This window comes from Pseudomonas cedrina subsp. cedrina, from assembly GCF_001983175.1.
Lineage (GTDB): Bacteria > Pseudomonadota > Gammaproteobacteria > Pseudomonadales > Pseudomonadaceae > Aquipseudomonas > Aquipseudomonas cedrina.
Map to the genome: position 1 here is coordinate 313,612 of NZ_MNPW01000002.1, position 26,686 is coordinate 340,297.

Here is a 26,686-nt window from a genome sequence, read left to right on the forward strand (position 1 = left end):
CTTGCAGTGCGCTCGGCTGATCCGTGACACTGTTCAGCCAGCATCACGCCTCATTCGTTGTGGAGACAGCCTTATGGCCAACGAACTCTATACCCGTACCAATCAGAAAATTTACTTTGCGGGTTTATCCCTGGAAGCCCTTGGCCGCGCCGAGGAAGGGAAAGAGATGAATGCCATCGCGTTGATCCAGGCCGGGCGCGAAGCGGCGTTGTTCCACTTGTATGGCGCCTTGCTGGGCCTGTGCCATGAAATCGCCGGGTTCTATCGCTTGCCTCAAGCCGGCTCGCCTCGTGCAGAGATGATCATGAACCGCGAAGTGCTCGAATCCATGGCGATTCCTGAATTGGCCGAGCTGGTTGAAATGGCGCAAAGCCCCGACAGTTGGATTGCGCGCTTGCTCAAGGCGCATGCCGATATGTTCCAGCCGCCGCGGGTTCCTCATGTGCCCAAGGGTGATGTGACCCAGCCGTTGATCGTGGCGGTTGCGATGCAAGAAGATGAGCCCAAGCCGTTAAGCCGCGAAGAGCTGGAAGGCTGGCGCCAGGCGTTGAAAAAGATGGCACTGCGCTTTCGTGAAGGCTTGAACGAGTGCTAATGCCTGTTCAGGCCTGAAAGCACCGTTCATCAAGCTGTAAAGAAACCTGTTCAGATCCTCTGCGGGGCTGGGTGGATGACTGATATAATCCCGGCCTTTCGTGGAGAACAGACTTTTATGCCAACGTCCTTTCTGGAAATTGTTGAGTTGCCTGACGGCCGTATCGAGCTGCGCCGGGCGGAGGACGAGGGTTCTCTGGTTATTCTGGATTTTTCCGAGGACGCCAAGGTGTTCTTGCAGGGCCAACACGTGGAAGTGGCAAAAGCCATGTTGAGCGTGGGTGTGCAGATGGCGGGTCGTTTGGCGGAAGGCGAGCCGGAGAAGGACGATGGGCCGCGGGTGCTTCACTGAGGTCTGCGACGATCAGGCTTTTTGTGCCGCATTGATTTTGTAGTGAGCGGGCTTGCCCCGCGCTGGGCTGCGAAGCGGCCCCAAAACCAGACACTGTGGATTAACTGATATACCGCATTCATCTATGTCAGGGCCGCTTCGCAGCCCAGCGCGGGGCAAGCCCGCTCACTACAGAGCCCATCAGAGACGCCCGATTTTCAAAGGGCCGCCTCAAGTAATTATCCCAATCGAATATTCAAGCTCTGTGCATCGCCCACGCGCGCGGCGCTGATCAGCTGCTGCTTGGCGCTGGCATTCAGTGGGTTCAGCCAACTCACCACCGTATGGCTACGGCCCAGGCGCAAGGCTTCGCAAGTCAACTGCTGGGCACTTTGCATGCCGCGCGGTTGCAGCAACAGGATACGCTCACGGTTTAGACCGGCGTCTCGCAACCAGGCCTGGGTCAGGCTGGCGGGCGGGGCGATCAGTGTCAGCCAGCGGGCGTCCTGCTCTTCGCTTAATTCACGCAGGATCGGCGCCAGCAGGCTCAGGCAGCTCCCCGCTGCACCGCGCAACGACAATTCACTGAACGCCTCCGGCTCGGCGCTCCAGGGCGCCTCGACCGTTTCCTTGAGGATAGGCGCGAGGGGTTGGGCCATGAAGGCCTCGAACAGCGACAGTTGTGTGTGTTGTGGGGTGTGGACGAGCTGCATGATGCCTCCTTTAGCGGCGAATAACGCCGACGCTCAAGCCTTCGATCACCAGGTCCTGGTCTTTAAGGTTCACTTCAATCGGGGCGAACTCAGGGTTCTCGGCCAGGAGCCAGACCTTGCTGCCTTCGCGCTTGAAGCGTTTGACGGTGACCTCATCGCCGATGCGGGCGACGACGATCTGGCCATTACGGGCTTCGCGGGTGGTATGGACAGCCAGCAGGTCACCGTCGAAGATGCCCACGTCCTTCATGCTCATGCCATGGACCCTTAGCAGGTAGTCGGCGCGAGGATGGAAGAAGGTCGGGTTGATATTGCATGACTCTTCGACGTGCTGCTGTGCCAGGATCGGCGCACCGGCGGCGACGCGGCCGATGATGGGCAGGGTCGATTCGTCGGCCTTGGCTTCGAAGCCAGGGATGCGGATACCGCGCGAGGCACCGGGGGTCATCTCGATCGCGCCTTTGCGAGCGAGGGCCTTGAGGTGTTCTTCGGCGGCGTTGGGGGACTTGAACCCCAGTTCCAGCGCAATTTCCGCTCGCGTCGGCGGGTAGCCGTTGTCATCGAGGCAGCGCTTGATAAAAGCCAGAATCTCAGCTTGGCGTGGCGTCAGTTTTAGCATGTTGATCGCTCTGTCTTTTTATACAGTGACTGGGATTATATACAGTGAACTGCGCTTGGCAATCATCCTTTTCCAACGCTCCGCTGGACGGTCATCGCGTTAGCTTCCTACAAGGCAGAGATAGCGCTGCCTACAGACCGTCAGGGATGTGATTAAATAGGGATGAAATACATGACTGACCGGCCGGAAAGCGAACCCGCAGGCTTGACAAGACACAAACTGAAACGTATGTTTCAAACAAGTGTTTGTCAGGCGGAGTAGCCATGGCCCAGTCGGAAACCGTTGAACGCATTCTCGATGCTGCCGAGCAATTGTTCGCGGAAAAAGGATTTGCTGAAACTTCACTGCGGCTGATCACCAGCAAGGCTGGCGTCAACCTTGCTGCGGTGAACTACCATTTTGGCTCGAAAAAGGCCCTGATCCAGGCGGTTTTCTCGCGTTTCCTGGGGCCGTTCTGCGTCAGCCTCGACCGTGAGCTGGAGCGTCGCCAGGCCAAGGCCGACCACAAGCCGACCCTGGAGGACTTGCTGGAGATCCTGGTCGAGCAAGCCCTGGTGGTCCAGCCCCGCAGCGGCAACGACCTGTCGATCTTCATGCGCTTGCTGGGCCTGGCTTTCAGCCAGAGCCAGGGGCACCTGCGGCGTTACCTGGAAGACATGTACGGCAAGGTATTCCGTCGCTACATGTTGCTGGTCAACGAAGCCGCTCCGCGCATCCCGCCTATCGAACTGTTCTGGCGCGTGCACTTCATGCTCGGTGCGGCCGCGTTCAGCATGTCCGGGATCAAGGCCCTGCGCGCCATTGCCGAGACCGATTTCGGCGTCAACACCTCCATCGAACAAGTGATGCGCCTGATGGTGCCGTTCCTCGCCGCTGGCATGCGCGCCGAAACCGGCGTGACCGACCTGGCCATGGCGGCCGCCCAGTTACGCCCGCGCAGCAAAACCACGCCAGCCCCCGCCAAGGTTTGACCGCCGCGGGTGTGCGCGGCCGCTTGCATCCGCTAAGCTAGCCGCCATGTTGATTTCAGCTATTTACTCACGACCCGTTGCCTTTACTGAGGGCAACGGGTCGTGTGCGTTATTTAAGGAAGGTTTATGACTGTTGCCCTGCAAGGTTCTTTGATGGTTGACGTTGCCGGCACCTGGCTGACGGCCGAGGACCGCCACCTGTTGCGCCAGCCTGAAGTGGGCGGCCTGATTATCTTCGCACGCAACATCGAACACCCACGGCAGGTGCGCGAACTGAGCGCGGCGATTCGTGCGGTGCGCCCGGATCTGCTCCTGGCGGTCGACCAGGAAGGCGGTCGCGTGCAGCGTTTGCGCCAGGGGTTTGTACGCCTGCCAGCCATGCGCGCCCTGGCGGCTCACCCCAACGCCGAGTACCTGGCCGAGCAGTGCGGCTGGATCATGGCCACCGAAGTATTGGCGGTGGGCCTGGATTTGAGTTTCGCCCCGGTGCTGGACCTGGACTACCAGCGCAGCGCCGTGGTCGGCACCCGTGCCTTCGAAGGCGACCCCGAACGCGCCGCCGTGCTGGCAGGTGCCTTTATCCGTGGCATGAACAGCGCCGGCATGGCCGCCACCGGCAAACACTTCCCGGGCCATGGCTGGGCCGAGGCGGATTCCCACGTCGCCATCCCCAATGACGAACGCAGCCTGGAACAGATTCGCGCCAATGACCTGGTGCCTTTCGCACGCCTGAGCAAGCAGTTGGCGGCCGTGATGCCTGCCCACGTCATCTACCCGCAGGTCGACGCCCAGCCCGCCGGCTTCTCGCGCCGCTGGTTGCAGGACATCCTGCGTGGCGAGTTGCAGTTCGACGGCGTGATCTTCAGCGACGACCTGTCGATGGCGGGCGCCCATGTGGTGGGGGATGCGGCCAGCCGTATCGAAGCGGCGTTGACAGCGGGTTGCGATATGGGCCTGGTGTGCAACGATCGAGCGGCTGCCGAGCTTGCACTCACAGCCGCTCAACGCATGAAGGTCACACCATCGGCTCGCATTGCACGCATGCGTGCTCAGGCAAAGGCTTCGACGGATTACAAGCAGGATCCGCGTTGGATGCTGGCAGTGGGCGCGCTCCGAGACGCTCAGTTGATCGAGTGACGACAGGTATTCAGTCGAGACTCAAAGCAATTCGTACTCGGATGCTGGAAGCATCGGTTTCGATCTCTCTAACGCTTTGTCTAAAATGCGCCCATGAATAACCTGATGACACGCCTCGCTGGTCTTGACTGGCAAGAGAATTTCTCCCCTCGCACCCTTGATCGTGGTTTTGAGTATGCGGCTGAAGGTCGTGTCCAAATCGTCGAAGTCGGGACGCAGCGACTCATCGCAAAATGTAAGGGATCGGGCGGCAGTGTCTATTCGCTGCTGATCAGTCTGGCCGCCAAGGAAGACCCGCGCTGGACCGATATCGATTGCGTGTGCGCTTGCCCCGTGGGAGTCAATTGCAAACATGCCGCAGCGGTGCTGTTCGAGGTAATTACGCTGGCGCAAGGGCTGAGTGAGTCAGAAAATGCACCGGGCGAGCGCCTCAATCCGCAGATCGAGCAATGGCTTAACAATATCCCTGCCGCACGTCCAGAAGTTGAATCGTCACCCAAGGGCAGCAGCACCTGTTTGCTGTACCAGCTCAACCCTGACGCTCATTCAAACCGCTGGTCGCTGGCCGTCTACCGGGCGCGCACCCTGAAAAAAGGCGGTTACAGCGAAATCAAGGCGCTGTACTCGCTTGATGACACCTTGGCGCGTTCCCCCGGTTACATGCTTGAAGTAGACAAGCGCATCTGTCGGCTACTCTTGCTTGGGCGAGCGTACGGACGCTACGGCAGTACGTTCCCGCTGGAGGGCGAGGACGGCGCCGAAATTATGAAACTGGCGCTCAAAAGCGGGCGGCTATTCATGGAATTTGAGGCTCAGTTACCGCTTAACCCTGGGCCTAAGCGTATTGCCCGTTTCAATTGGGCCGTACAGCCCGACGGCAGCTATCGACCGCAGTGGTCCAGCGACGAACTGCAGCTGCACGAGATCCTGCCGCTCAAGCCGCTTCATTATTTGAACATGGACACCATGGAGCTGGGGCCGCTCGAGTATGAGATGGATGACCGCCTGGCTATTCACTTGTCTAGCTTGCTTGAGGTGCCGGCCAACCAGGTTGCGTTATTCAGCCACCGCATCAGTGCAGCGGGCACTGCGATTCCACCGCCGCGTGCGTTGACCGAGCGAATAATCGATACGATCGAGCCGCAGGCGCGCCTGACATTGGGTAGCGACGAATCCTATTCTTATAACTCCGAATATCGTCGGCCAATGCCGACGCTCGAACACCGTGCCGCGCTGGCCTTTCGTTATGGCGATAGCTTGGCCAGCGATAAGGCTGGCACTGAGATACGCTTGTTGAGTGGTACCGAAACCCAGCGTATCCAACGCAAGCCTTTGGCCGAGAGAGCATTGCGCAAAGTCCTGACCAAACTGGGCTTTGCCAAGGTCAATCGCAAGACGCGCGCGTTGCCGGAAAGCGCCGGCGAGATGTTTGACCTGCCCGCGGATGAATACTGGTTAAATTTCGTCGAGCATCATGTGCCCGCCCTTCGCGAGTCGGGTTGGGATATCGTCCTCGATCCTGGCTTTTATTACGACGTGGAAGCCGTGGACCACTGGTACGCCGACATCGAGGAGTCGCCCGGTCACGAGTGGTTTGACCTTGAGCTGGGCATCGAAGTCAACGGCGAGCGCCACAGCCTGCTGCCAATCGTACTTGACTTGATGCGCCGTCAGCCCAGGCTGCTCGATCCCACCTACATGGCCGAGCGTGGCGACGATGAGCGCGTACTGGTCAGCCTGGGGGCGCGTGATAACACCAAGGTCGCGCTGCCCTACGGTCGCATCAAACCGCTGATGGCCACCCTCGGCGAGCTCTACCTGCGTGCACCCGAAGGTGACACATTGCGGCTGCGCGCGCCGGATGCGGCACGGCTGAGTGATCTGGAAGGCATTCCCCTGGTCTGGCAGGGCGGCGAGCGGCTGCGTGATTTCGCCAAGCGTCTGAAAGATGCCGTCCATGTGCATGTACCCGCCCCCCAGGGGTTGAGCGCCGAACTTCGCGGCTATCAGCTCGAAGGCTTGAACTGGATGCAAACCCTGCGCGAGCTGGAAGTTGGCGGGATTCTTGGGGATGACATGGGCCTGGGTAAAACCCTGCAGGCCCTTGCGCATCTGCTCTGCGAAAAGCAGGCCAGCCGCTTGCAGGCGCCCGCACTGGCGGTGATGCCCACCAGCCTGATCCCTAACTGGATGGATGAAGCCGCGCGTTTTACCCCGCAGCTCAAAGTGTTGGCGCTGCATGGCACCCAACGCCAGAGTGATTTCACGCGCCTGAGCGATTATGACCTGGTGCTCACCACCTACGCGCTGTTGCCGCGAGACCTTGAAGTGCTGCAGCCACAGCGCTGGAGCGTGCTGATCCTCGACGAAGCGCAGAACATCAAGAACCCCAACAGCAAGGCAGCCCAGGCGGCTCGTCAGTTGGAGGCCGGCCAGCGGTTGTGCCTGAGCGGTACGCCGCTGGAAAACCATCTGGGCGAGTTGTGGTCGCTGTTCCACTTCCTGTTGCCGGGCTGGTTGGGTGACAGCAAGACCTTCAATCGTGATTACCGCACGCCGATCGAAAAACATGGCAATGCCCAGCGTATGCAGCACCTCACCGCACGTATCAAGCCGTTTCTGTTGCGGCGCAAGAAAGAACAAGTGGCCACCGAGCTGCCGACCAAGACCGAAATCGTCCATTGGGTTGATTTGAGCGATGCACAGCGGGATGTCTACGAAACCGTCCGAGTGGCCATGGACAAAAAAGTGCGCGATGAAATCAGTCGCCACGGTGTCGCACGCAGTCAGATCATCATTCTTGAAGCGTTGCTCAAGTTGCGTCAGGTGTGTTGTGACTTACGGCTGGTCAAGTCGGCACCGGTGACCAAGGCCGCGAAAGCCGGCACCGGCAAGCTGGGCAGTTTGATGGATATGTTAGAGGAACTGCTCAGCGAAGGGCGGCGAGTTCTGCTGTTCTCGCAATTCACGTCGATGTTGGCGTTGATTGAAGAAGAACTGAAACAGCGTGCGGTCGAGTATTCGATTCTCACCGGTGAAACCCTTGATCGGCGCACGCCGGTGAAGAACTTCCAAGAGGGCAGGACGCCGTTGTTCCTGATCAGTCTGAAAGCGGGTGGCACCGGCTTGAACCTGACCGCTGCGGATACGGTGATTCACTACGACCCTTGGTGGAACCCTGCGGTGGAAAATCAGGCGACGGATCGGGCTTACCGGATTGGACAGGATAAGCCCGTGTTCGTGTACAAGATGATTGCCCGGGGAACGGTCGAAGAAAAGATTCAGGCGCTGCAGTTGGAGAAAGCGGCGTTGGCCGATGGGGTGCTGGAAGGGGGCGCCAGTGCTGGCTGGAAGCTGGAGCAGCGGGATATCGAGGCGCTGTTTGCACCTTTGCCTGGCTGAAAATCGCGTTGAGTCCATCGCAGGCAAGCCAGCTCCCACACTTGAATGTATTCACAAATCAAAAGGTGGGAGCTGGCTTGCCTGCGATGACGGTCTAACAGTCAGCGCTTCTCTTGCTTATTGGGCAACGGCGCAAACAACGCCTCGATATCCTCATTGCCCAACTGCCAGTCCTCAGTCGTGCGCCCATCCAGCACACCCGCCGCCAAATCTGACTTCTCCTTTTGCAGGTGCTGGATTTTCTCCTCCACCGTCCCGCGCGCAATCATCTTGTACACGAACACCGGCTTCTCCTGGCCGATGCGGTACGCACGGTCAGTCGCCTGGTTTTCCGTGGCCGGGTTCCACCACGGGTCGTAGTGGATCACCGTGTCGGCTTCGGTCAGGTTCAGACCTACACCGCCGGCCTTCAGGCTGATCAGAAAGATCTGCAACTTGCCGCTCTGGAAGTCCTTCACCGGCGTGCGCCGATCACGGGTCTGGCCGGTCAACAAGGCGTAGGCGACGCCGCGCTTTTGAAGCTCGATTTCGATCAGGCTCAGCATCGAGGTGAACTGGGAAAACAGCAGGATGCGCCGACCTTCCGCAAACAGCTCCTCGAGCATCGCCATCAGGCTATCAAGCTTGCCCGAGCTGCCGCCACGGGCGGGCAGGGTGGCGTCATTGACCAGCCGCAAATCGCAGCACACCTGACGTAACTTGAGCAGTGCTTCAAGAATGATGATCTGGCTGCGCGCCACGCCCTTGCGGGTGATCTCGTCGCGCACCTTCTTGTCCATGGCCAGACGCATGGTTTCGTACACGTCGCGCTGGGCTTCGCTGAGGTCCACCCAGTGGATGATCTCGGTCTTGGGCGGCAACTCCGTGGCCACCTGTTCCTTGGTGCGGCGCAGCAGGAAGGGTTTGATCCGACCGTTGAGGTGCTGCAGTCGTACATCGCTGGCGCGCTTTTCGATGGGTACGCGGTAATCGCGATTGAAGCTTTTCACGTCACCCAGCCAACCCGGCAGCAGGAAGTGGAACAGCGACCACAACTCGCCCAAGTGGTTTTCCAGCGGCGTGCCGCTCAGGCACAAACGCTGCCGGGCATTCAGCTCGCGCGCCGCCTGGGCCGCCTTGCTGGACGGGTTCTTGATGTATTGGGCTTCGTCGAGGATCAGCACGTGCAAGGGCAGGGCGGCCAACGTGTCGATGTCTTTGGGCAGCAGGGCATAGGTGGTCAGCAGCAGGTCATAATCCTGCAGGGCGTTTTCCTTTAAGGGCGGGAAATACTTCTTGCGTGACGCGCCATACAGCGCCAACACCTTCAGTTGCGGTGTGAAGTGCGCCGCTTCATCGAGCCAGTTGGGAATCAGGCTGGTCGGCATCACCACCATGCAGGGTCGATCCAGGCGCCCGGCGTTTTTTTCCGTGAGAATATGCGCAAGGGTCTGCAGGGTTTTACCCAGGCCCATGTCATCCGCAAGAATGCCGCCGACATCAAGCTGACGCAGCGACTGCATCCAGCTCAAGCCTTCCAGTTGATACGGGCGCAAGGTCGCATTCAGCCCTTCGGGCGCCACGCAGGTGAAGTCCTTGATATCTCGCAGGCGCTGGGCGAAGTTGCGGATCTTTTCGCCGCCTTCCCATTGCAGCGGCAGGTCTTCCAGCGGGTTCAGGCGAATCGCATCGGCCTTGGCCAGGCGTAACGTGGTCGTACCGGGCTCTTGCAGGTAGAACTCGCCCAAGGTGGCCAGCACCGGCTTCAGGCGTCCATAAGGCAACGCGACTTGCAGCGGACCATGGCCGCCGTTGGGCAGGCCAGGGATATTCACCAGGATCAGTTCATCATCGCGGCGCCGCGCCAGTTTCTCTGGGTTGAGGATCTCGGTGTGGGAGCGCATCAGGTTCAGCAGAATCGGCAGCAGGCTCAGGCGCTCACCGTTGACGATGATCCCCAGCTCCAGGTCGAACCAATCGCGCTCCGGGCCTTCGTCGACGGTGGCGTACCAGTCATCGACGGCGCTCAGGTCGAAGCCGAAATCTTCTTCGATCTGCAGCTCCCAACCCTCGGCCCGCAACGTGGGCAGGGCATTGAGGGTGAAGTTGAGCCAGGCGCTGTCATTGACCAGCTCGAACAACTCGCCGGCGCTTTCCGGCAAGGCCTTGCTCTGGCGCGTGGCGATCTTGAAACCGAGCAGGCGCAGGCGCTCGCGGTACGGCTGCTCAAGCTCGGGATGGCGCTTGATGCGCAGGCTCTGGGTGTCCTGGCGCACGATGATGTCGGCGTTTTTCTGCCCGCTGACATAGTTGCCCAGGTAGTTGAACGACAACGCCGCGCGATGCTGGATATAGCGCTGCATCTTGCCGTTGCGCGGTTCAAAGGCGCTGAATTCGACACTGGCCAGCCATAGGCGTGGCACGGGCAGCACATCCTCCATGACCACCTGCGGCAGTACCGGGCGGTTTTCCAGCACGGCCTGGAGTTTTTCCAGCAACTCGGCATCCTGGGTCGCGGCCGGGTAGGCCAGGGTTTCCTGGACCTTGAGCAGCACCGCCGCGATGTGTTTGCAGTTGGTGTGCACCGGGCAGGTACAGCGGCTGTCCACCAGGATCAGCATGCCCTTGGCCGACTCGCGCAGCGAGATGGTCTGCCGATAGACGTTGCCGCCCGAGCCTTCGCAGCTGGCGGTGATGGTGCTGTCGCCGGACTCGACGATGCGCACCCGGTTCTCCAGGGCATACCGCCGTCCGCGCTCGAGGCTCTGCTCTTTGAAGCGATTGGCCCACGAAGGGGCCAGGGGTTTGGTCAGCGACGACGTCAGGGGCATGGCGCTGGATCAGTCCTGCAGGTCGGGCGGTGGTGCGCTGGGTGGCTTGGCGGTCAACGAGGTGATCTTGATCAGCAGCGCCAGGTGGCCGCCGTCCAGGTAGTTGAGCTGGTTGTTCTTGGTGCGCACGTCCTTCTGGGCCAGGTGTTCGCTGGCGATCACGCTGCCGTTGCCGTCGAACTGGTTGATCCAGAAGTCTGCGTCGATATCGGTGAAGCGGCCCAATTGCAGGTTCAACACGCCTTCGATGGGGAACTGCCCGAACTGCTCCTGGCCGTCGGTAATCGCCAGCTTCACCGGTTGCTCGCCGAGGTTCTGTTCCCACGCCTTGTGCAACAGCACGGTGTAGGTGGAGTCGGCGCGCAGCTTGTCGACAATGCTGGAAAGGCGCGGTGGGCTCAGCTTATCGCCCAGGCGCAGCGCCCCGGTGTCCCAGTCTTCCGGCGCGGCGCGGCTATTGATCACCGGCTCGGCGTTCTGGCGCACCAGGATCATCTCCACCTGGTACGGGCTGTCGGCGAACGCCGCGGGTGCCGCTACCAGCAACAACAGGCTCAACATGCGGAACAGGCGCATCGGGGCGTCCTTCAAGCAGATTTCGGGATGAGGCGCTCGAACAGCGCCTCCAATGTATTAAAGCGTTCTTCGGCACGTTCCATCGGCACCATGAACTTGAACAGCGTAGCCCCTTCGAACTTGTAGCGGTTGGGCTGGCCCTGGATCAGCTTGATCAGCACCAACGGGTCCACCGGCGTCTGCGCTTCGAACTCGATACGCCCACCCTGCGGCCCGGCGTCGACCTTCTTGATGCCCAGTTGCTCGGCCTGCAATTTGAGCAGGGTCAGGCGCACCAGGTTCTTGGTCGGCTCCGGCAGCAGGCCGAAGCGGTCGATCATCTCCACCTGCAGGTCCTTGAGGCCCTCTTCGTCAGTGGCCGAGGCGATGCGCTTGTACAGGATCAGCCGCGCATGCACGTCCGGCAGGTAGTCTTCGGGAATCAAGGCCGGCAAGCGCAGGTTGATTTCCGGGCCGCCGCCCAATGGTTGGTCGAGGTTCGGCTGCTCGCCCTTGCGAATGGCTTTCACCGCGCGTTCGAGCATCTCCATATACAGGGTGAAACCCACCGCCTGGATCTGCCCGCTCTGGCCGTCGCCCAGCAGTTCGCCGGCGCCACGAATTTCCAGGTCGTTGGTGGCCAGCACAAAACCTGCGCCCAGGTCCTGGGTATTGGCGATCGCCTCCAGGCGCTTTTCCGCGTCGGAGGTAATCTGTTGCCGTGGCGGCGTCAGCAAATAGGCGTAGGCCTGGTGATGACTGCGCCCGACCCGGCCGCGCAACTGGTGCAACTGGGCCAGGCCGAACTTGTCGGCGCGCTCGATGATGATGGTGTTGGCGCTCGGCACGTCGATGCCGGTCTCGATGATGGTCGAGGCGATCAGCACGTTGAAGCGCTTGTGGTAGAAGTCGCTCATCACCTGTTCGAGTTCGCGCTCGCGCATCTGCCCGTGGCCGATGGCGATACGCGCTTCGGGCACCAGTTCGGCGAGGTCGGCGGCGCATTTTTCGATGGTCTTCACGTCGTTGTGCAGGTAGTACACCTGGCCGCCGCGCAGCAGTTCACGCAGCAACGCTTCCTTGACCGTGCTTTTGTTCTGCTCCATCACGAAGGTGCGCACCGACAAGCGCCGCGCCGGCGGCGTGGCGATGATTGACAGGTCGCGCATGCCCGACACGGCCATGTTCAACGTGCGCGGGATCGGCGTGGCGGTCAGGGTCAGGATGTCGACTTCACTGCGCAGGTTTTTCAGCTGTTCTTTTTGACGCACGCCGAAGCGGTGTTCTTCGTCGATGATCACCAGGCCCAGGTTCTTGATCTTCACATCGTCCGACAACAGCTTGTGGGTGCCGATGACGATATCGATCTTGCCTTCCGCCAGGTCGGCGATGGCCGCATTCACTTCCTTGGCGGACTTGAAACGGCTCATCACTTCCACGCTCACCGGCCAGTCGGCAAAGCGGTCGCGGAAGCTGTTGTAGTGCTGCTGGGCGAGCAGGGTGGTCGGCACCAGGATCGCCACTTGCTTGCCGCCATGCACCGCGATGAAGGCGGCGCGCATCGCCACTTCGGTCTTGCCGAAGCCCACGTCGCCGCAGACCAGGCGGTCCATCGGCTTGGGCGCGAGCATGTCGGCGCGCACGGCTTCGATGGTGGTTTGCTGATCCGGGGTTTCTTCGAATGCGAAGCCGGCGCTGAAGGTGGCGTAGTCGGCTTTCGGGTCGGCGAACGCATAACCTTCGCGCGCGGCACGGCGGGCGTAGATGTCGAGCAGTTCGGCGGCGACGTCGCGCACTTGCTCGGCGGCCTTGCGCTTGGCTTTCTGCCAGGTTTCGGAGCCCAGGCGGTGCAACGGCGCCAACGCGTCGTCGCTGCCGGTGTAGCGCGCGATCAGGTGCAGGCTGGCCACCGGCACGTAGAGCTTGGCGCCCTCGGCGTATTCCATGGTGAGAAATTCGGCCGCCTGGTTGTCGATCTCCAGGGTTTGCAGGCCCAGGTAGCGGCCCACGCCATGGTCGATATGCACCACCGGCGCGCCTTCGCGCAGTTCGGTGAGGTTCTTGATCACGGCGTCGTTGTTGGCGTCGGCGCGTTTTTCGCGGCGTCGGCGCTGCATCACGCGCTGGCCGAACAGCGGGCTTTCGGCGATCAGCGCCAGGGCCGGGTCGTCCAGCAGAAGGCCTTCATCGAGCGGTGCGATGGTGATTGCCAGGCGTTCTTTGCTTTTTACAAAATCCGGCCAACTGTCGACGGTCTTCGGTCGCAGCTTCAGGCGCTCAAGCAGTTCCAGCAGCACTTCGCGACGACCGGCGGATTCGGCGGTAAACAGCACGCGGCCGGGGAAGTCAGCGAGGAAGTTGGACAGCGCTTCCAGCGGTTGCGTGGCCTTGGCCTGGATCGCCAGGTCCGGCAGAGTGCCCGCCGGGAAGCGTTCGCGGCCGCCGCCTGCGTCCACGTCCTGCTGGCTGGCGACCACCCGCGGCCAGTTTTTCAGGCGTGCGAAGCAATCTTCCACCGGCAGGAACAGCTCGGCCGGCGGCAATAAAGGACGGGACGGATCGACGCGGCGCTCTTCGTAGCGGTTACGCACGTCGTTCCAGAAGTTTTCCGCCGCCTGTTCGATACCCGGCAGCGAGAACACTTGGGTGTCCTGGGGCAGGTAGTCGAACAGGGTGGAGGTTTCGTCGAAGAACAGCGGCAGGTAGTACTCGATACCGGCCGGTGTAATCCCGCTGCTCAGGTCCTGAAAGATCGGGCAGCGACGGAAGTCCACGTCGAAGCGCTCGCGAAAGCGTGCCTTGAAGCGCGTGACCGCGTCTTTTTGCAGCGGGAATTCACGGGCCGGCAGCAGCTTGACCGATTCCACCTTGTCGATGGAACGCTGGTTTTCCGGGTCGAAGGTGCGCAGGGTCTCGATTTCGTCATCGAACAGGTCGATGCGGTAGGGCAATTTGCTGCCCATCGGGAACAAATCGATCAGCGCACCGCGCACCGCGAACTCGCCGTGCTCGTACACCGTATCGACGCAGCGGTAGCCGCTGGCTTCCAGGCGCATGCGCATCTGCTCGACGTCGAGCTTCTGGCCGATATCCAGCACCAGGCTGCTGCCCAGCAGGAACTTGGTCGGCGCCAGGCGATGCAACGCCGTGGTAATCGGCACCACCAGCACGCCGTGGGCCAGTTCCGGCAAGCGGTACAGGCTGGCGATGCGCTGGGAAATGATGTCCTGGTGCGGCGAGAACAGGTCGTAGGGCAGGGTTTCCCAGTCGGGGAAATGCAGCACCGGCAAATCGGGGGCGAAGAAGCTCAGCTCCTGCTCCAACCGTTCGGCGCTTTGGCTGTCGGCGGTGAGCAGCAGGGTAAAGCGCTTGGCTGCGCTGGCAGCCTCGGCAATGGCCAGGCTCAGGGCGGCACCGGGCAGATTGCCCCAATGCTGTTTACCTGCCGCGGCAGGGAGTAGCGGTAGACGCAGAACGGGCACGGAAGGTTGAGCTCCAAGCGTTGCGACAAAGTCGGTAATTGTAACGGCCAGAGGTGCCGCCTGTCAGTTGCTGACTGTGCCTAATGCGGTTTGTAGGAAATGTAGTGGCTAAGACAAACAAAGGCGTGTTTTGACTCAATATGTAGTGCCAAAAGACGCGATTGTTTTGGAGTGTTACAGACAAGTTGGCCGGCTCGCTGAACTGATGGCCTTCTGGAGCCCGCGTATTTGCTGGGCTGTAGCGGGGTGGTATTTTTTGGCAAGGGCTTTTTGTTGGTCGTTGCGCATTGCTCAACCGGCAGTCGGACGACATAATGTAGCCCCTTTTTTCAGCCCCTACATGTGGAAGGTTACCGTGACTCAGAAGCCCGACCAGTGTCTTGGTGAATGGATCGACCGTGAAGCACTCGCAGAAGCGATGATCCCGCTCATCGGTCAGCTGTACCGCAATAACAATGTGGTGAGCTCGATCTACGGCCGCAGCCTGATCAACCAGTCCGTCATCGCGATTCTCAAAGCGCACCGCTTTGCGCGTCACCGTTCCGCCGACGACAGCGAACTCTCCGTCCACGAAACATTCCCCCTGCTCAAGGCCATGAGCGAGCTCAAGCTCGGCGCGGCTTCGGTCGACCTGGGCAAGCTGGCCTATAAATTCCGCCAGGAAGGCGCCGGCCGCAGCGCCGAGCAGTTCGTGCGTGAAGAAATGGCCGATGTGGTTGGCCAGCAAAGCGCCGCCGCGCGCAAAGGCACCGACGTTGTCCTGTACGGCTTCGGTCGTATCGGCCGCCTGCTGGCGCGCATCCTGATCGAAAAAACCGGTGGCGGCGACGGCCTGCGCCTGCGTGCCATCGTGGTGCGCAAAGGCGCCGAGAACGACCTGACCAAGCGCGCCAGCCTGTTGCGCCGCGACTCGGTGCACGGTTCGTTCAATGGCACTATCACCATCGACGAAGAAAACAACACCATCACCGCCAACGGTAACCTGATCCAGGTGATCTACGCGAAGAACCCGTCCGAGGTGGATTACACCCAGTACGGCATCAAGGACGCCCTGCTGGTGGACAACACCGGTGTATGGCGTGACGCCGAAGGCCTGGGCCAGCACCTGGCCTGCCCGGGGGTCGACCGCGTTGTCCTGACCGCGCCTGGCAAGGGCAAGCTCAAGAACATCGTGCACGGCATCAACCACGCTGAAATCACCGCTGACGACAAGATCGTGTCCGCCGCGTCCTGCACCACCAACGCCATCGTGCCGGTGCTCAAGGCCGTGAATGACAAGTTCGGCATCGTCAACGGCCACGTCGAAACCGTTCACTCGTACACCAACGACCAGAACCTGATCGACAACTTCCACAAGGGCGACCGCCGTGGTCGCAGCGCCGCGTTGAACATGGTGATCACCGAGACCGGTGCCGCCACGGCCGCCGCCAAGGCCCTGCCTGAACTGGCCGGCAAGCTGACCGGCAACGCGATTCGTGTGCCGACGCCAAACGTGTCGATGGCCATTCTCAACCTGAACCTTGAGACAGCCGCCACCCGTGAAGAGATGAACGAGTACCTGCGCTACATGGCGCTGCACTCCGATCTGCACAAGCAGATCGACTTCGTCAATTCCCAGGAAGTGGTGTCCACCGACTTCGTGGGCTCGCGCCACGCCGGTGTGGTGGACGCCGAAGCGACCATCAGCCAGGACAACCGCGTTGTGCTGTACGTGTGGTACGACAACGAGTTCGGCTACAGCTGCCAGGTGGTGCGTGTGATGGAAGACATGGCTGGGGTCAACCCGCCGGCGTTTCCGCGCTAAGTATCAGTGGTAAATGAGAAAGCCCCGACTGGTTCGGGGCTTTTTCATGGCTGGGGATTTGTGTTGCCCCGGCCGGCCTCTTCGCGAGCAAGCCCGCTCCCACATTTGACCGAGTACATCCTGAAGAAACGCGGTCGAATGTGGGAGCGGGCTTGCTCGCGAAGGCGGTGGTGCAGTCGATGCATAGGTGACTGTCGCACCTATTTCCAGCAGGATGGACTGGCCTACGACGCGACCAAGGGTTAATGTGCGCGGCGTTGAGCCTTATATAGACTGTGCCCCGGTTCACACACTTGAGCCAAATTGTCCTTCATGCCCGCTGGCCGCGGCATGATTTAGCCCGGCGTCCAACCGTACGCCTGGCCTGTTCTGAGGAGTACGCATGGCTGTCTACAACTACGACGTGGTGGTACTGGGTTCCGGCCCGGCTGGAGAAGGTGCGGCGATGAATGCCGCCAAGGCGGGGCGCAAGGTGGCGATGGTCGATAGCCGTCGCCAGGTCGGCGGTAACTGCACCCACTTGGGTACCATCCCGTCCAAGGCCTTGCGTCACTCCGTGCGCCAGATCATGCAGTTCAACACCAACCCGATGTTCCGGGCCATCGGTGAGCCGCGCTGGTTTTCGTTTCCGGATGTGTTAAAAAGCGCCGAAAAAGTCATCTCCAAGCAAGTGGCATCGCGTACCGGTTACTACGCCCGTAACCGCGTCGACCTGTTCTTCGGCACCGGCAGCTTCGCCGACGAGCAAACCATCGAAGTCGTCTGCCCCAACGGCGTGGTCGAAAAGCTGGTGGCCAAGCACATCATCATCGCCACCGGTTCGCGCCCGTATCGCCCGGCAGACATCGATTTCCATCACCCGCGCATCTACGATAGCGACACCATCCTGAGCCTGGGCCACACCCCGCGCAAACTGATCATCTACGGCGCCGGCGTGATCGGCTGTGAATACGCCTCGATCTTCAGCGGCCTGGGTGTACTGGTGGAGCTGGTGGATAACCGCGACCAGTTGCTGAGCTTCCTCGACTCGGAAATTTCCCAGGCGTTGAGCTACCACTTCAGCAACAACAACATCACCGTGCGCCACAACGAGGAGTACGAGCGGGTCGAAGGCCTGGACAACGGCGTGATCCTGCACCTCAAGTCCGGCAAGAAGATCAAGGCCGACGCCTTGCTGTGGTGCAACGGCCGTACCGGCAATACCGACAAGCTGGGCATGGAAAACATCGGGGTCAAGGTCAACAGCCGTGGCCAGATCGAGGTGGACGAGAACTACCGCACCTGCGTGGCGAACATCTACGGCGCCGGCGACGTGATCGGCTGGCCGAGCCTGGCCAGCGCCGCCCATGACCAGGGCCGTTCGGCGGCCGGCAGCATCATCGACAACGGCAGCTGGCGCTACGTGAACGACGTGCCGACCGGGATCTACACGATTCCCGAGATCAGCTCGATCGGCAAGAACGAGAACGAACTGACCAAGGCCAAGGTGCCTTACGAAGTGGGCAAGGCGTTCTTCAAGAGCATGGCGCGTGCGCAGATCGCCGGCGAGCCGCAAGGCATGCTGAAGATCCTGTTCCACCGCGAAACCCTGGAAGTGCTCGGCGTGCATTGCTTCGGCTACCAGGCCTCGGAGATCGTGCACATTGGCCAGGCGATCATGAACCAGCCGGGTGAACTGAATACGCTCAAGTATTTCGTCAACACCACCTTCAACTACCCGACCATGGCCGAAGCCTATCGGGTAGCGGCCTACGACGGCCTCAACCGGCTTTTTTGAGCGGCTCCGGCCGGTGGCCTGAGCCGGCCGGGGAGACCGATTTCAGTAATTCCCGAGGGTGGCAGTGGCCAAACCGGGAAAGTCTGTAATCAGGCTATCTACGCCGAAGTCGGCGAGCCTGCGCATCAGCGCGGGTTCGTTGACGGTCCACACGGACACGTGCAAACCCTGGCGCTGGGCTTTTTGCAGGCGCTCGGGGGTGCACAACGTCCAGTTCAACGCCAAATACTCACAGCCATAGTTCTGCGCGACCTTCAGTGGGTCGAGCCAGGCATATTCGGCGACCAGGCCACGTGACAGGTCGGGGGTGAGCTCAATCGCCGCTTTCAGCACTTCCCGCGAACTTGAGGTGACGGTGACTTTGTCCATCAGGCCAAAGCGCACGGCCATCTCGCGGATTGCCAATACAGTGGTGGCGGCGCGGGTGCGCGAGGCGCTTTTGACTTCCAGTTGCCAATGATCGAAGTCGCATTTTTCGAACAACTCCTCCAGGCGCGGGATCGGGCAGGGCTGGACCCAGCCTGGGCCACCCTTGCGCGCATCCATCTTGGTCAGGTCCGCCGCCGAATACTCGACAACCTTGCCCCGCCGGTCGGCGGTGCGCTTGAGGGTCGGGTCATGGATGACCATCAGCTCGCCGTCCATGGACAAGTGCAGGTCCAGTTCGCAACGGCGTACACCGTGCTTGAGGCACTCCTGGAAGCTGGTCAGGGTGTTTTCCGGTGCTTCGCCTTTGGCACCGCGGTGGCCGTAGATCAGGGTCACAGTTGCTCCTATGCGCCAGCTCGTCTGGCGGGGTGATACGAATTCAAATGTCTTGGGCGTCGCTCTGTTCCCGTGCCAGGCGCCGCTCCTGGGCCTGTTTCTGCAGGATATAGCGCGCGAGCAACTGGCGTTGGGCATCGGTCATGGATTCGAATTCCGTGCCCACGTCAAAGCCCTCACCCTCGGGATTGCAGTGGGTAACCCGCGCGCGCAACAGCAGGCCGAGCGCCTGGGGCATCAGCACCAGCTTGACCGCCAGGTGTGCGCCCACCGCCAGGGAGGTGGCGTGTTGGAAGTCGATACCGCCCTCGGAAATGATCACCCGCTGCGGCGCGCCGACTTCGTCCAGCAGGCCGCGCGCCATGATCTGGCTGAGCAGGTCCAGGCGTTTGTTCTGCACGCGCAGGAAGGCGGCGAGGGTGCGATCCTTCTCGCTGAGCTGGCGCAGCAGGTGCTGGGCTTCGAATTCGCTCAAGTGCAATTCGCTGAGCAGGTTGAACAGCGGCGAATCATCGAGCAACACTTCCTTGCTCGCCGCTTCGGGGGCAGACAGGCTTTTGATTTGGAGTGCGATCATGTCGTCGATACGGTAGTATTCGCGGCGCTCTTCTTCATCTAATGTCGACATGGCGAACCCCAGGTTACGGTAATGGTCTGAGTGTAAAGCTGCTTACCAGACCCCGCCACCGGGACGTCTTCTTTTCCTCCGAACAAGCCCCGACATGTTCAGACCTCTCTTCGTATTTATCGGCACGCGTTATACCCGTGCAAAGCGTCGCAATCATTTTGTGTCGTTCATTTCCCTGACCTCAATGATCGGGCTCGCCTTGGGCGTGGTCGTGATGATCGTGGTGCTCTCGGTGATGAACGGCTTCGATCATGAGATGCGCACCCGCGTGCTGGGCATGGTGCCCCACGCGACCATTGAGGGCGATGCGCCCATCAGCGACTGGCAAAGCCTGGCCGACAAGGTCAAGCAGAACCCCAAGGTGCTGGCCGTGGCGCCGTTCACCCAGATGCAGGGGCTGCTGACCAACGACGGCAAGGTGCAGAAGATCCTGCTCAATGCCATCGACCCGGCGCAGGAACGCAATGTCTCGATCATCGACAAGTTCATGTTGCAGGGCAAGATCGATGCCCTGGCGCCGGGCAGCTTCGGCATTGTCATCGGCGACAAGGCCGCGGCCAAGCTCGGCGTGGGCATGGGCGACAAGCTGACCTTCGTTGCGCCGGAAGTCACCGTGACCCCGGCCGGCATGTTCCCGCGCATGAAGCGCTTTACCGTGGTCGGCATCTTCCACGTCGGCGCCGGCGAGATCGACGGCTACCTGGGCCTGACCAACCTCACCGACCTGGCGCGCCTGCATCGCTGGCAGCCGGACCAGGTGCAAGGCCTGCGCCTGAAGTTCAACGACTTGTTCGACGCACCGCGCGGCGCCTGGGAAATCGCCCAGCACCTGGGCGAATCCCAGTACTACGCCCGCGACTGGACCCGTACCCACGGCAACCTGTACCAGGCCATCCGCATGGAAAAAGCCATGATCGGCCTGCTGTTGCTGCTGATCGTCGCCGTCGCAGCGTTCAACATCATCTCCACGTTGGTAATGGTGGTGAACGACAAGAAGGGCGATATCGCCATCCTGCGCACCCTGGGCGCCACGCCGGGGCAGATCATGGCGATCTTCATGGTGCAAGGCACGGTGATCGGCGTGGTCGGCACCTTGATCGGCACCGCCGTGGGGATTCTGGCCGCGCTGAACGTCAGTGCCGCGATTGCCTTGCTTGAGAAAGTGATCGGCCACAAGTTTCTCAACGCCGACGTCTACTTCATCGACTACTTGCCGTCCCAGGTTCAGGCTCAGGACGTGTTGATGGTGGGCGGCGCGGCGTTGGTCCTGAGTTTCCTTGCCACCCTGTATCCAGCCTGGCGCGCGGCACGTACCCAGCCAGCACAGGCCTTACGTTATGAGTGAATCGGGCATGAGTGAAAAAGCAATCCTGAGCTGCCGCAACCTGGGCAAATCCTACGAGGAAGGCCCGGAGTCGGTGGTGGTGCTGTCCAACCTGCAACTTGAACTGCACCCTGGCGAGCGCGTGGCGATCGTCGGCAGTTCCGGTTCCGGCAAAAGTACCTTGCTGAACCTGCTGGGCGGCCTTGATACGCCCTCCCAGGGCAGCGTATGGCTGGCCGGTGAAGAACTGTCGGCCCTGAACGAGAAGGCCCGTGGCCAGTTGCGCAACCGTTCGCTGGGTTTTGTGTACCAGTTCCACCACTTGCTGCCGGAATTCACCGCGCTGGAAAACGTGTGCATGCCATTGCTGATCGGCAAGACCGCGATCCCGCAAGCTCGCCAGCGTGCCAAGGCCTTGCTGGAACGCGTCGGCCTGGGCCATCGCCTGGAGCACAAGCCGGCCGAATTGTCCGGCGGCGAGCGTCAGCGTGTGGCCATCGCCCGTGCCTTGGTGAACAACCCAGGCCTGGTGATGCTTGATGAGCCCACCGGCAACCTCGACTCCCACACCGCCCAAGGCATCAAGGACTTGATGCTGGAGCTGAGCACCCAGATGCGCACCGCGTTCCTGGTGGTGACCCATGACATGAGCATGGCCCGGCAGATGGACCGCGTGTTGCACCTGCAGGAAGGTCATCTGGTCGCCATCTGACCTGTTTCAAGCCCGGCTTTTTAACGTCGGGCTTTTTCAATTTTTCAACGGTGCCCGCGAATGTTCAGACCGTTATCGATTTTCATCGGCACGCGCTATACCCGCGCCAAGCGCCGCAACCGTTTTGTTTCGTTTATCTCGATGACCTCGATGATCGGCCTCGCCCTGGGCGTGCTGGCGATGATCGTGGTGTTGTCGGTGATGAACGGTTTCCAGCGCGAAATGAGTTCGCGCATCCTCGGCATGGTGCCCCACGCCACCATCGTCGGCGTAAACCCGATCGACGATTGGCAGCCGGTGGCCGCCGCCGCGATGAAAAATCCGCAAGTGACCGCCGCAGTGCCCTTCACGCAGATGGACGGTATGTTCTCCTACAAGGGTGCGATGCAGCCGATCGAAATCAGCGGTGTCGACCCGGCCCAGGAAGGCAAGGTGTCGATCGTGGCCCAGCACATCGTGCGAGGCAAACTCGATGACCTCAAGCCTGGCGAGTTCGGCGTGGTGGTCGGCGAAATCACCGCGCGACGCTTTCGCCTGAACGTGGGCGACAAGCTGACCCTGATCGTGCCGGAACTGAGCAGCGCGCCCGGCGGTATCACGCCGCGCATGCAGCGCTTGAACGTGGTGGGTATCTTCAAGGTCGGCGCCGAGCTGGATGGCTCGATGGCCCTGATCCACATGGCCGATGCGGCAGAGATTCAACATTGGCAGCCGAACCAGGTACAAAGCGTGCGCCTGGCGGTCAAGGACTTGTACGCGGCGCCCAAGGTCTCGACGGATATCGCCGCCAGCCTGGGCGCAGGCTACAAGCCCGATGACTGGACCCACACCCAGGGCAGCCTGTTCAGCGCGATGAAGATGGAAAAGACCATGATCGGCCTGCTGTTGCTGATGATCGTCGCCGTGGCCGCGTTCAACATCATTGCGACCTTGATCATGGTGGTGAACGACAAGGGCGCGGACATCGCGATCCTGCGCACCATCGGTGCCACGCCACGGCAGATCATGGCGATCTTCATGGTGCAGGGCACGGTGATTGGCGTCGTCGGCACCTTGATCGGCGGTATATTGGGCGTGATTGCGGCACTGAACGTGAGTGAGTTGGTGGGCTGGGTGGAGCGGGTCACCGGGCAGCATATCTTCAGTTCAGATGTGTATTTTGTCAGCAACCTGCCTTCGGAACTGCAAGGTGGGGATGTGTTGCTGATTTGTTCGGCCGGGTTTGTGCTGAGCTTCCTGGCGACGATTTATCCGGCGTATCGGGCGGCGAAGATTGAGCCGGCGCATGCTTTGAGATATTCGTAGTATTTAAGGCCGCTATCGCAGGCAAGCCAGCTCCCACCTTTTGATTTGTGAACACAGTCAAATGTGGGAGCTGGCTTGCCTGCGATAGCGCCCCAACAGCTTGCATCAATCCCCATTGGCATGTTTGGAGAAGTGAGATGGCATTGCGTACCCCCCTGTTATTGGCGGTTTGCTTGTCGGCATTGAGTGTCGATGCGATGGCCGATGCCGCCCACGCCTATGCGTTCGGCCAGCCAGCGCCTGCCAACAAAGCCACGCGCAGCGTGGAAGTGACGCTGCAGGACATCGCTTTTTCGCCCAATTCCGTGGATGTAAAAGACGGCGAGACCGTGCGCTTTGTGCTGGTCAACAAAGGCCGGTTGCTGCACGAATTCAACCTGGGCGACGCGGCGATGCATGCCGAACACCAGAAGGAAATGTTAAAGATGCAAGCCAGTGGCATGCTCACCGCCACCGGTATGGGCGCGATGGACCACAGCGCCATGGGCCATGGTGCAATGAAACATGATGATCCCAACAGTGTCCTGGTCGAGCCCGGCAAAACCGCCGAGCTGACCTGGACGTTCGCCAAGGCCACGGGCCTGGAGTTTGCCTGCAACCTGCCGGGGCATTACCAGGCGGGCATGGTCGGCAAGCTCAATGTCGATTGATCCGCTGGCGCTTAGGCGCGGGGGCAAAGGCTGGTAGACTGGCGCGGTTTTATTCAGCCAGGTTTCCGCCATGCATCCCGCAGCCGAACATTCGCCGCTGGGCAAGTCCAGTGAATACATCTCCACTTACACCCCTTCGTTGCTGTTTCCGATCCCGCGTGCCGCCAAATGGGCCGAGCTGGGCCTGAGCGCCGAAACCCTGCCTTACAAGGGCGTGGATTTCTGGAACTGCTTCGAACTGTCCTGGCTGCTGCCGTCGGGCAAGCCGGTGGTGGCTATCGGTGAGTTCTGCATCCCGGCCGACTCGCCGAACATCATCGAGTCCAAGTCGTTCAAGCTCTACCTAAACTCGCTGAACCAGACCGCGTTCGCCGCTACGGCCAGCCTTGAAGCCACCCTGCGTACCGACCTCAGTGCCGCTGCCGGTAAACCGGTGAGTGTGCGCATCCGCAGCCTGGCCGAGATCGAAGCCGAAGGCGTGTTGGCTTTGCCCGGTGTGTGCATCGACGACCTGGATATCAGCGTCAGCAACTACGAACACCCGCGCCCGGAACTGCTGCGTTGCGATGACTCGCGCATTGTCGAGGAGAGCGTGCACAGTCATCTGCTCAAGTCCAACTGCCCAGTGACCAGTCAGCCTGACTGGGGCAGTGTGGTTGTGGAATATCGCGGCTCGGCGCTGGATCACGCCAGCCTGCTGGAATACATCGTGAGCTTTCGCCAGCACTCGGACTTCCACGAGCAGTGCGTGGAGCGCATCTTCCTGGATTTACAGCGCCTGCTGAAACCGGAGAAATTGACGGTGTATGCGCGGTATGTGCGGCGGGGCGGCTTGGATATCAACCCGTATCGCAGTACGGAAGAGGTGGCGTTCCAAAACGTACGCCTGGCCCGCCAGTAGCCTTCACACAAACCAAATGTGGGAGCGGGCTTGCTCGCGAATGCGGTGTGTCAGTTAAGCATCCAGTGACTGACACCCTGCATTCGCGAGCAAGCCCGCTCCCACATTTTGGTTCTGTGTTTGGCGAGGGATTGTGTTAAATCCCCATGCTACCCAGCGTGTTCATGATATTGCGTAATGTCCCGGAAATGACCGGGTGTTCAGCGTCGAACTCTATGGCAGCTTGATTCACATCGTCCGAAATACTGGGTGACTGGGTGGCCGGCTCCAATTCAAGTTGCACTTCAAACTTGGCAATCAAGGCTTCCAGCGCTTCACGTTTTTCGGCAGGCAGCGGCGGTTCCTGTTCCAACTGCCCGCGCAGGATCTCGACCTGTTCTTCAAGTTTTTTGCGATCAGGCATGACGTCTTCCTTCTTATCAATAGGCACTGGCATAGACCGCGGCACGCCGAGAAAGGTCTACGGACTGACCTGTAGATTAATCCACCGGCGGCAACTGTGCATGATCCGTGTCAGGGCTTCTCGCCTTTGAGCTGGCGCAGGCTGATGTCGGCCAGGCATGTGCCGAGTTCGCCCAGGTGATCGATCACCGAATGCACGCCCAACCCATACAAGGCAACGGTGGCCTTGCCGCGCTTGCGCTCGCGCTCCTGTTCGCTCAGCGCCTGCCATGGCTCGGGCGCCAGGCCGCACAGCGAGCCGCAGGAGGCCAGGCCGATGGTCCACAACCCGGCATTGAGGCCTGATTGCAGCAGGCGCGGTTCGCCGCTGACCAGTACGCAGCCTTCCAGGCGTTCGATGTTCAGCTCCATCAAGGCTTGCCAGCAGGCATGGGGCGCCGGCCAACGAATGGAGGAGGGCGATGCCGCCTTGACCCAGGCCGGCAGCGTGGCGGCCAGCGGCGTGGTGATAGAGGGGGGCAGTTCGTCCAGCCAGGCGCAGGGCACGCCTTGCTCCTTCAGGCTGCGCAGGATCTTCAGCGCGCCGGGCGTGGCCTGGGAGTCGGGCGCGGGCGAATCGGTGCGCGCCCGGGAACCGAAGTCCACCAGGCAGCCACTCAGGCCAAACAGAACGGCAGTCAAGGCGGGAGCGTTGGCGATGGCTATTTCGGCGTGAGGCATGTCGACATCCCTGAAATAGCTCCAACGCTATCGGGCCCGGATGACAAGTCTATGACAGGATTATTAATTGTAGGAATTTTGTGCATTTCGGGTGCGACAGTTCTCGGGAGATGCCTAATTGGCGACTTCCGTCATATACTGCAGGCCTTATTCAGGGCATAGCGCCCATGACAGACTATTCAAGGAGCAAAAGCTATGCGCTGGAGCCACTGTTTCGCTCAGCTATCGGTGTGTGCCACTGTCCTGCTGGCGCCGTTCGCCGCCCAAGCAGCCCCGGAAGACGACCCGTGGGAAAGCGTCAACCGCCCGATCTTTACCTTCAACGACACCGTTGACACCTATGCCCTCAAGCCATTGGCTCAAGGCTACGAGTGGATCACTCCGCAGTTTGTCGAAGATGGCATCCACAACTTCTTCCGCAATATCGGCGATGTCGGCAACCTGGCCAACAACGTGCTGCAGCTCAAGCCCCACAATGCCGGCGTCGACACTGCCCGTTTGCTGGTCAACACCACATTCGGCGTACTGGGCTTTATCGATGTAGGCACTAAAATGGGGCTGCAACGCAGCGATGAAGACTTCGGCCAGACCCTCGGTTACTGGGGCGTGGGCAGCGGTCCTTACGTGATGCTGCCGTTGCTGGGCCCAAGCACCTTGCGTGATGCGCCCTCCAAGTACGTGGACAGCTACACTCAGCCGTACCGTTACATGGACGATGTGTCCCTGCGCAATAGTGTCATGGGCCTCAACCTCGTTGACACCCGCGCCAGCCTGCTCGACAGCGAGAAGCTGATCACCGGTGACAAATACACCTTTATCCGCAACGCCTACCTGCAGAACCGCGAGTTCAAGGTCAAGGATGGCAAGGTCGTCGACGACTTCTAGGCCGTGACGTTTTGAAATGAAAAAGGCGACCCCAGTGGTCGCCTTTTTTGTGCGCGATCGCTATGGCTCCATCCTTACTTTGCGTTGTGGTCGTGCCTGTTCTTATAGCTCCCGGTGATTTGCGGTGTAAAGACGCCCGGCGACCATCGGCATGAGCTTGAAACCCCTCACGGATGGGAGTACCGTCTGCGCCTTAGAA

General features: G+C 60.8%; 22 protein-coding genes. 13 read left to right on the top strand and 9 right to left on the bottom strand.

From position 1 onward, the window contains the following. The first annotated feature begins 73 nt into the window (after positions 1-73). Positions 74-595 carry a DUF6586 family protein gene (locus BLL36_RS04530; RefSeq protein WP_076950287.1) on the top strand — a complete coding sequence of 174 codons (522 nt, stop codon included), beginning with the start codon at positions 74-76 and terminating at the stop codon, positions 593-595. A gap of 117 nt (positions 596-712) precedes the next feature. Continuing rightward, positions 713-946, top strand: a complete 234-nt coding sequence (locus tag BLL36_RS04535; protein WP_005786160.1) for a hypothetical protein — start codon at positions 713-715, stop codon at positions 944-946. 218 nt (positions 947-1,164) lie between these two features. Here BLL36_RS04535 and sulA read toward each other — a convergent pair whose 3' ends face one another. Next, a complete protein-coding gene (sulA, locus tag BLL36_RS04540) occupies positions 1,165-1,638 on the bottom strand; it encodes an SOS-induced cell division inhibitor SulA (protein ID WP_076950288.1) in 474 nt (157 codons plus the stop codon). Positions 1,639-1,648: 10 nt separating this feature from the next. After that, positions 1,649-2,257 (bottom strand): transcriptional repressor LexA, encoded by a 609-nt coding sequence (gene lexA, locus BLL36_RS04545; RefSeq protein WP_003172575.1) that lies wholly within the window; start codon positions 2,255-2,257, stop codon positions 1,649-1,651. Positions 2,258-2,520: 263 nt separating this feature from the next. On the opposite strand from lexA, the gene BLL36_RS04550 reads away from it, so the two are divergent. From BLL36_RS04550 to BLL36_RS04560, 3 genes are all read left to right on the top strand, one after another. Next, the gene (locus BLL36_RS04550) at positions 2,521-3,228 is read left to right on the top strand and encodes a TetR/AcrR family transcriptional regulator (RefSeq protein ID WP_076950289.1); all 708 of its coding nucleotides are present in this window, start codon (positions 2,521-2,523) and stop codon (positions 3,226-3,228) included. Between the two features lie 126 nt (positions 3,229-3,354). Beyond that, positions 3,355-4,365, top strand: coding sequence for a beta-N-acetylhexosaminidase (gene nagZ / locus BLL36_RS04555; RefSeq protein ID WP_076950290.1), 1,011 nt, complete (start codon positions 3,355-3,357; stop codon positions 4,363-4,365). Positions 4,366-4,458: 93 nt separating this feature from the next. Further along, positions 4,459-7,767, top strand: coding sequence for a DEAD/DEAH box helicase (locus BLL36_RS04560; RefSeq protein ID WP_076950291.1), 3,309 nt, complete (start codon positions 4,459-4,461; stop codon positions 7,765-7,767). Positions 7,768-7,868: 101 nt separating this feature from the next. Here BLL36_RS04560 and BLL36_RS04565 read toward each other — a convergent pair whose 3' ends face one another. Genes BLL36_RS04565 through mfd form a run of 3 tightly spaced genes read right to left on the bottom strand, consistent with a single transcriptional unit; the run spans position 7,869 to position 14,614 of the window. Beyond that, the gene (locus BLL36_RS04565) at positions 7,869-10,577 is read right to left on the bottom strand and encodes a DEAD/DEAH box helicase (protein ID WP_076950292.1); all 2,709 of its coding nucleotides are present in this window, start codon (positions 10,575-10,577) and stop codon (positions 7,869-7,871) included. A 9-nt stretch (positions 10,578-10,586) separates the two neighbouring features. Further along, on the bottom strand, positions 10,587-11,153 hold the full coding sequence (locus tag BLL36_RS04570) for a CsiV family protein (RefSeq protein WP_076950293.1): 567 nt from the start codon (positions 11,151-11,153) through the stop codon (positions 10,587-10,589). Positions 11,154-11,164: 11 nt separating this feature from the next. Next, the gene (gene mfd / locus BLL36_RS04575) at positions 11,165-14,614 is read right to left on the bottom strand and encodes a transcription-repair coupling factor (RefSeq protein ID WP_076950294.1); all 3,450 of its coding nucleotides are present in this window, start codon (positions 14,612-14,614) and stop codon (positions 11,165-11,167) included. A gap of 340 nt (positions 14,615-14,954) precedes the next feature. Here mfd and BLL36_RS04580 point away from each other — a divergent pair, with 340 nt between their 5' ends. Beyond that, positions 14,955-16,418, top strand: a complete 1,464-nt coding sequence (locus BLL36_RS04580) for a glyceraldehyde-3-phosphate dehydrogenase (protein WP_076950295.1) — start codon at positions 14,955-14,957, stop codon at positions 16,416-16,418. A 382-nt stretch (positions 16,419-16,800) separates the two neighbouring features. After that, the gene (gene sthA, locus BLL36_RS04585; protein WP_076950296.1) at positions 16,801-18,195 is read left to right on the top strand and encodes a Si-specific NAD(P)(+) transhydrogenase; all 1,395 of its coding nucleotides are present in this window, start codon (positions 16,801-16,803) and stop codon (positions 18,193-18,195) included. Positions 18,196-18,237: 42 nt separating this feature from the next. Here sthA and BLL36_RS04590 read toward each other — a convergent pair whose 3' ends face one another. Together BLL36_RS04590 and BLL36_RS04595 are read right to left on the bottom strand one after the other, a co-directional pair. Beyond that, positions 18,238-18,960 (bottom strand): glycerophosphodiester phosphodiesterase, encoded by a 723-nt coding sequence (locus BLL36_RS04590; RefSeq protein WP_076950297.1) that lies wholly within the window; start codon positions 18,958-18,960, stop codon positions 18,238-18,240. 43 nt (positions 18,961-19,003) lie between these two features. Continuing rightward, positions 19,004-19,588 carry a PilZ domain-containing protein gene (locus BLL36_RS04595; RefSeq protein ID WP_076950298.1) on the bottom strand — a complete coding sequence of 195 codons (585 nt, stop codon included), beginning with the start codon at positions 19,586-19,588 and terminating at the stop codon, positions 19,004-19,006. A 94-nt stretch (positions 19,589-19,682) separates the two neighbouring features. Here BLL36_RS04595 and BLL36_RS04600 point away from each other — a divergent pair, with 94 nt between their 5' ends. The 5 genes from BLL36_RS04600 (at position 19,683) to queF (ending at position 24,480) form a co-directional block, all read left to right on the top strand. Beyond that, entirely contained in the window at positions 19,683-20,933 is a 1,251-nt protein-coding gene (locus BLL36_RS04600) for a lipoprotein-releasing ABC transporter permease subunit (protein WP_076950299.1), read from the top strand. Between the two features lie 7 nt (positions 20,934-20,940). Continuing rightward, a complete protein-coding gene (lolD, locus tag BLL36_RS04605; RefSeq protein ID WP_165448107.1) occupies positions 20,941-21,624 on the top strand; it encodes a lipoprotein-releasing ABC transporter ATP-binding protein LolD in 684 nt (227 codons plus the stop codon). Between the two features lie 60 nt (positions 21,625-21,684). Beyond that, positions 21,685-22,929, top strand: a complete 1,245-nt coding sequence (locus tag BLL36_RS04610) for a lipoprotein-releasing ABC transporter permease subunit (RefSeq protein ID WP_076950300.1) — start codon at positions 21,685-21,687, stop codon at positions 22,927-22,929. A gap of 137 nt (positions 22,930-23,066) precedes the next feature. Further along, positions 23,067-23,579, top strand: coding sequence for a copper-resistant cuproprotein CopI (gene copI, locus BLL36_RS04615; protein ID WP_076950301.1), 513 nt, complete (start codon positions 23,067-23,069; stop codon positions 23,577-23,579). 70 nt (positions 23,580-23,649) lie between these two features. Further along, complete coding sequence (gene queF, locus BLL36_RS04620) at positions 23,650-24,480, top strand: NADPH-dependent 7-cyano-7-deazaguanine reductase QueF (RefSeq protein WP_076950302.1); 831 nt, start codon at positions 23,650-23,652, stop codon at positions 24,478-24,480. A gap of 136 nt (positions 24,481-24,616) precedes the next feature. Here queF and BLL36_RS04625 read toward each other — a convergent pair whose 3' ends face one another. Beyond that, a complete protein-coding gene (locus BLL36_RS04625) occupies positions 24,617-24,883 on the bottom strand; it encodes a DUF4404 family protein (RefSeq protein WP_076950303.1) in 267 nt (88 codons plus the stop codon). A 110-nt stretch (positions 24,884-24,993) separates the two neighbouring features. Next, positions 24,994-25,602, bottom strand: a complete 609-nt coding sequence (locus BLL36_RS04630; protein WP_076950304.1) for a phosphatase — start codon at positions 25,600-25,602, stop codon at positions 24,994-24,996. A 195-nt stretch (positions 25,603-25,797) separates the two neighbouring features. Between BLL36_RS04630 and BLL36_RS04635 the strand changes: the two genes are divergently transcribed. Beyond that, positions 25,798-26,487 (top strand): MlaA family lipoprotein, encoded by a 690-nt coding sequence (locus tag BLL36_RS04635; protein WP_076950305.1) that lies wholly within the window; start codon positions 25,798-25,800, stop codon positions 26,485-26,487. Positions 26,488-26,686: the final 199 nt, after the last annotated feature.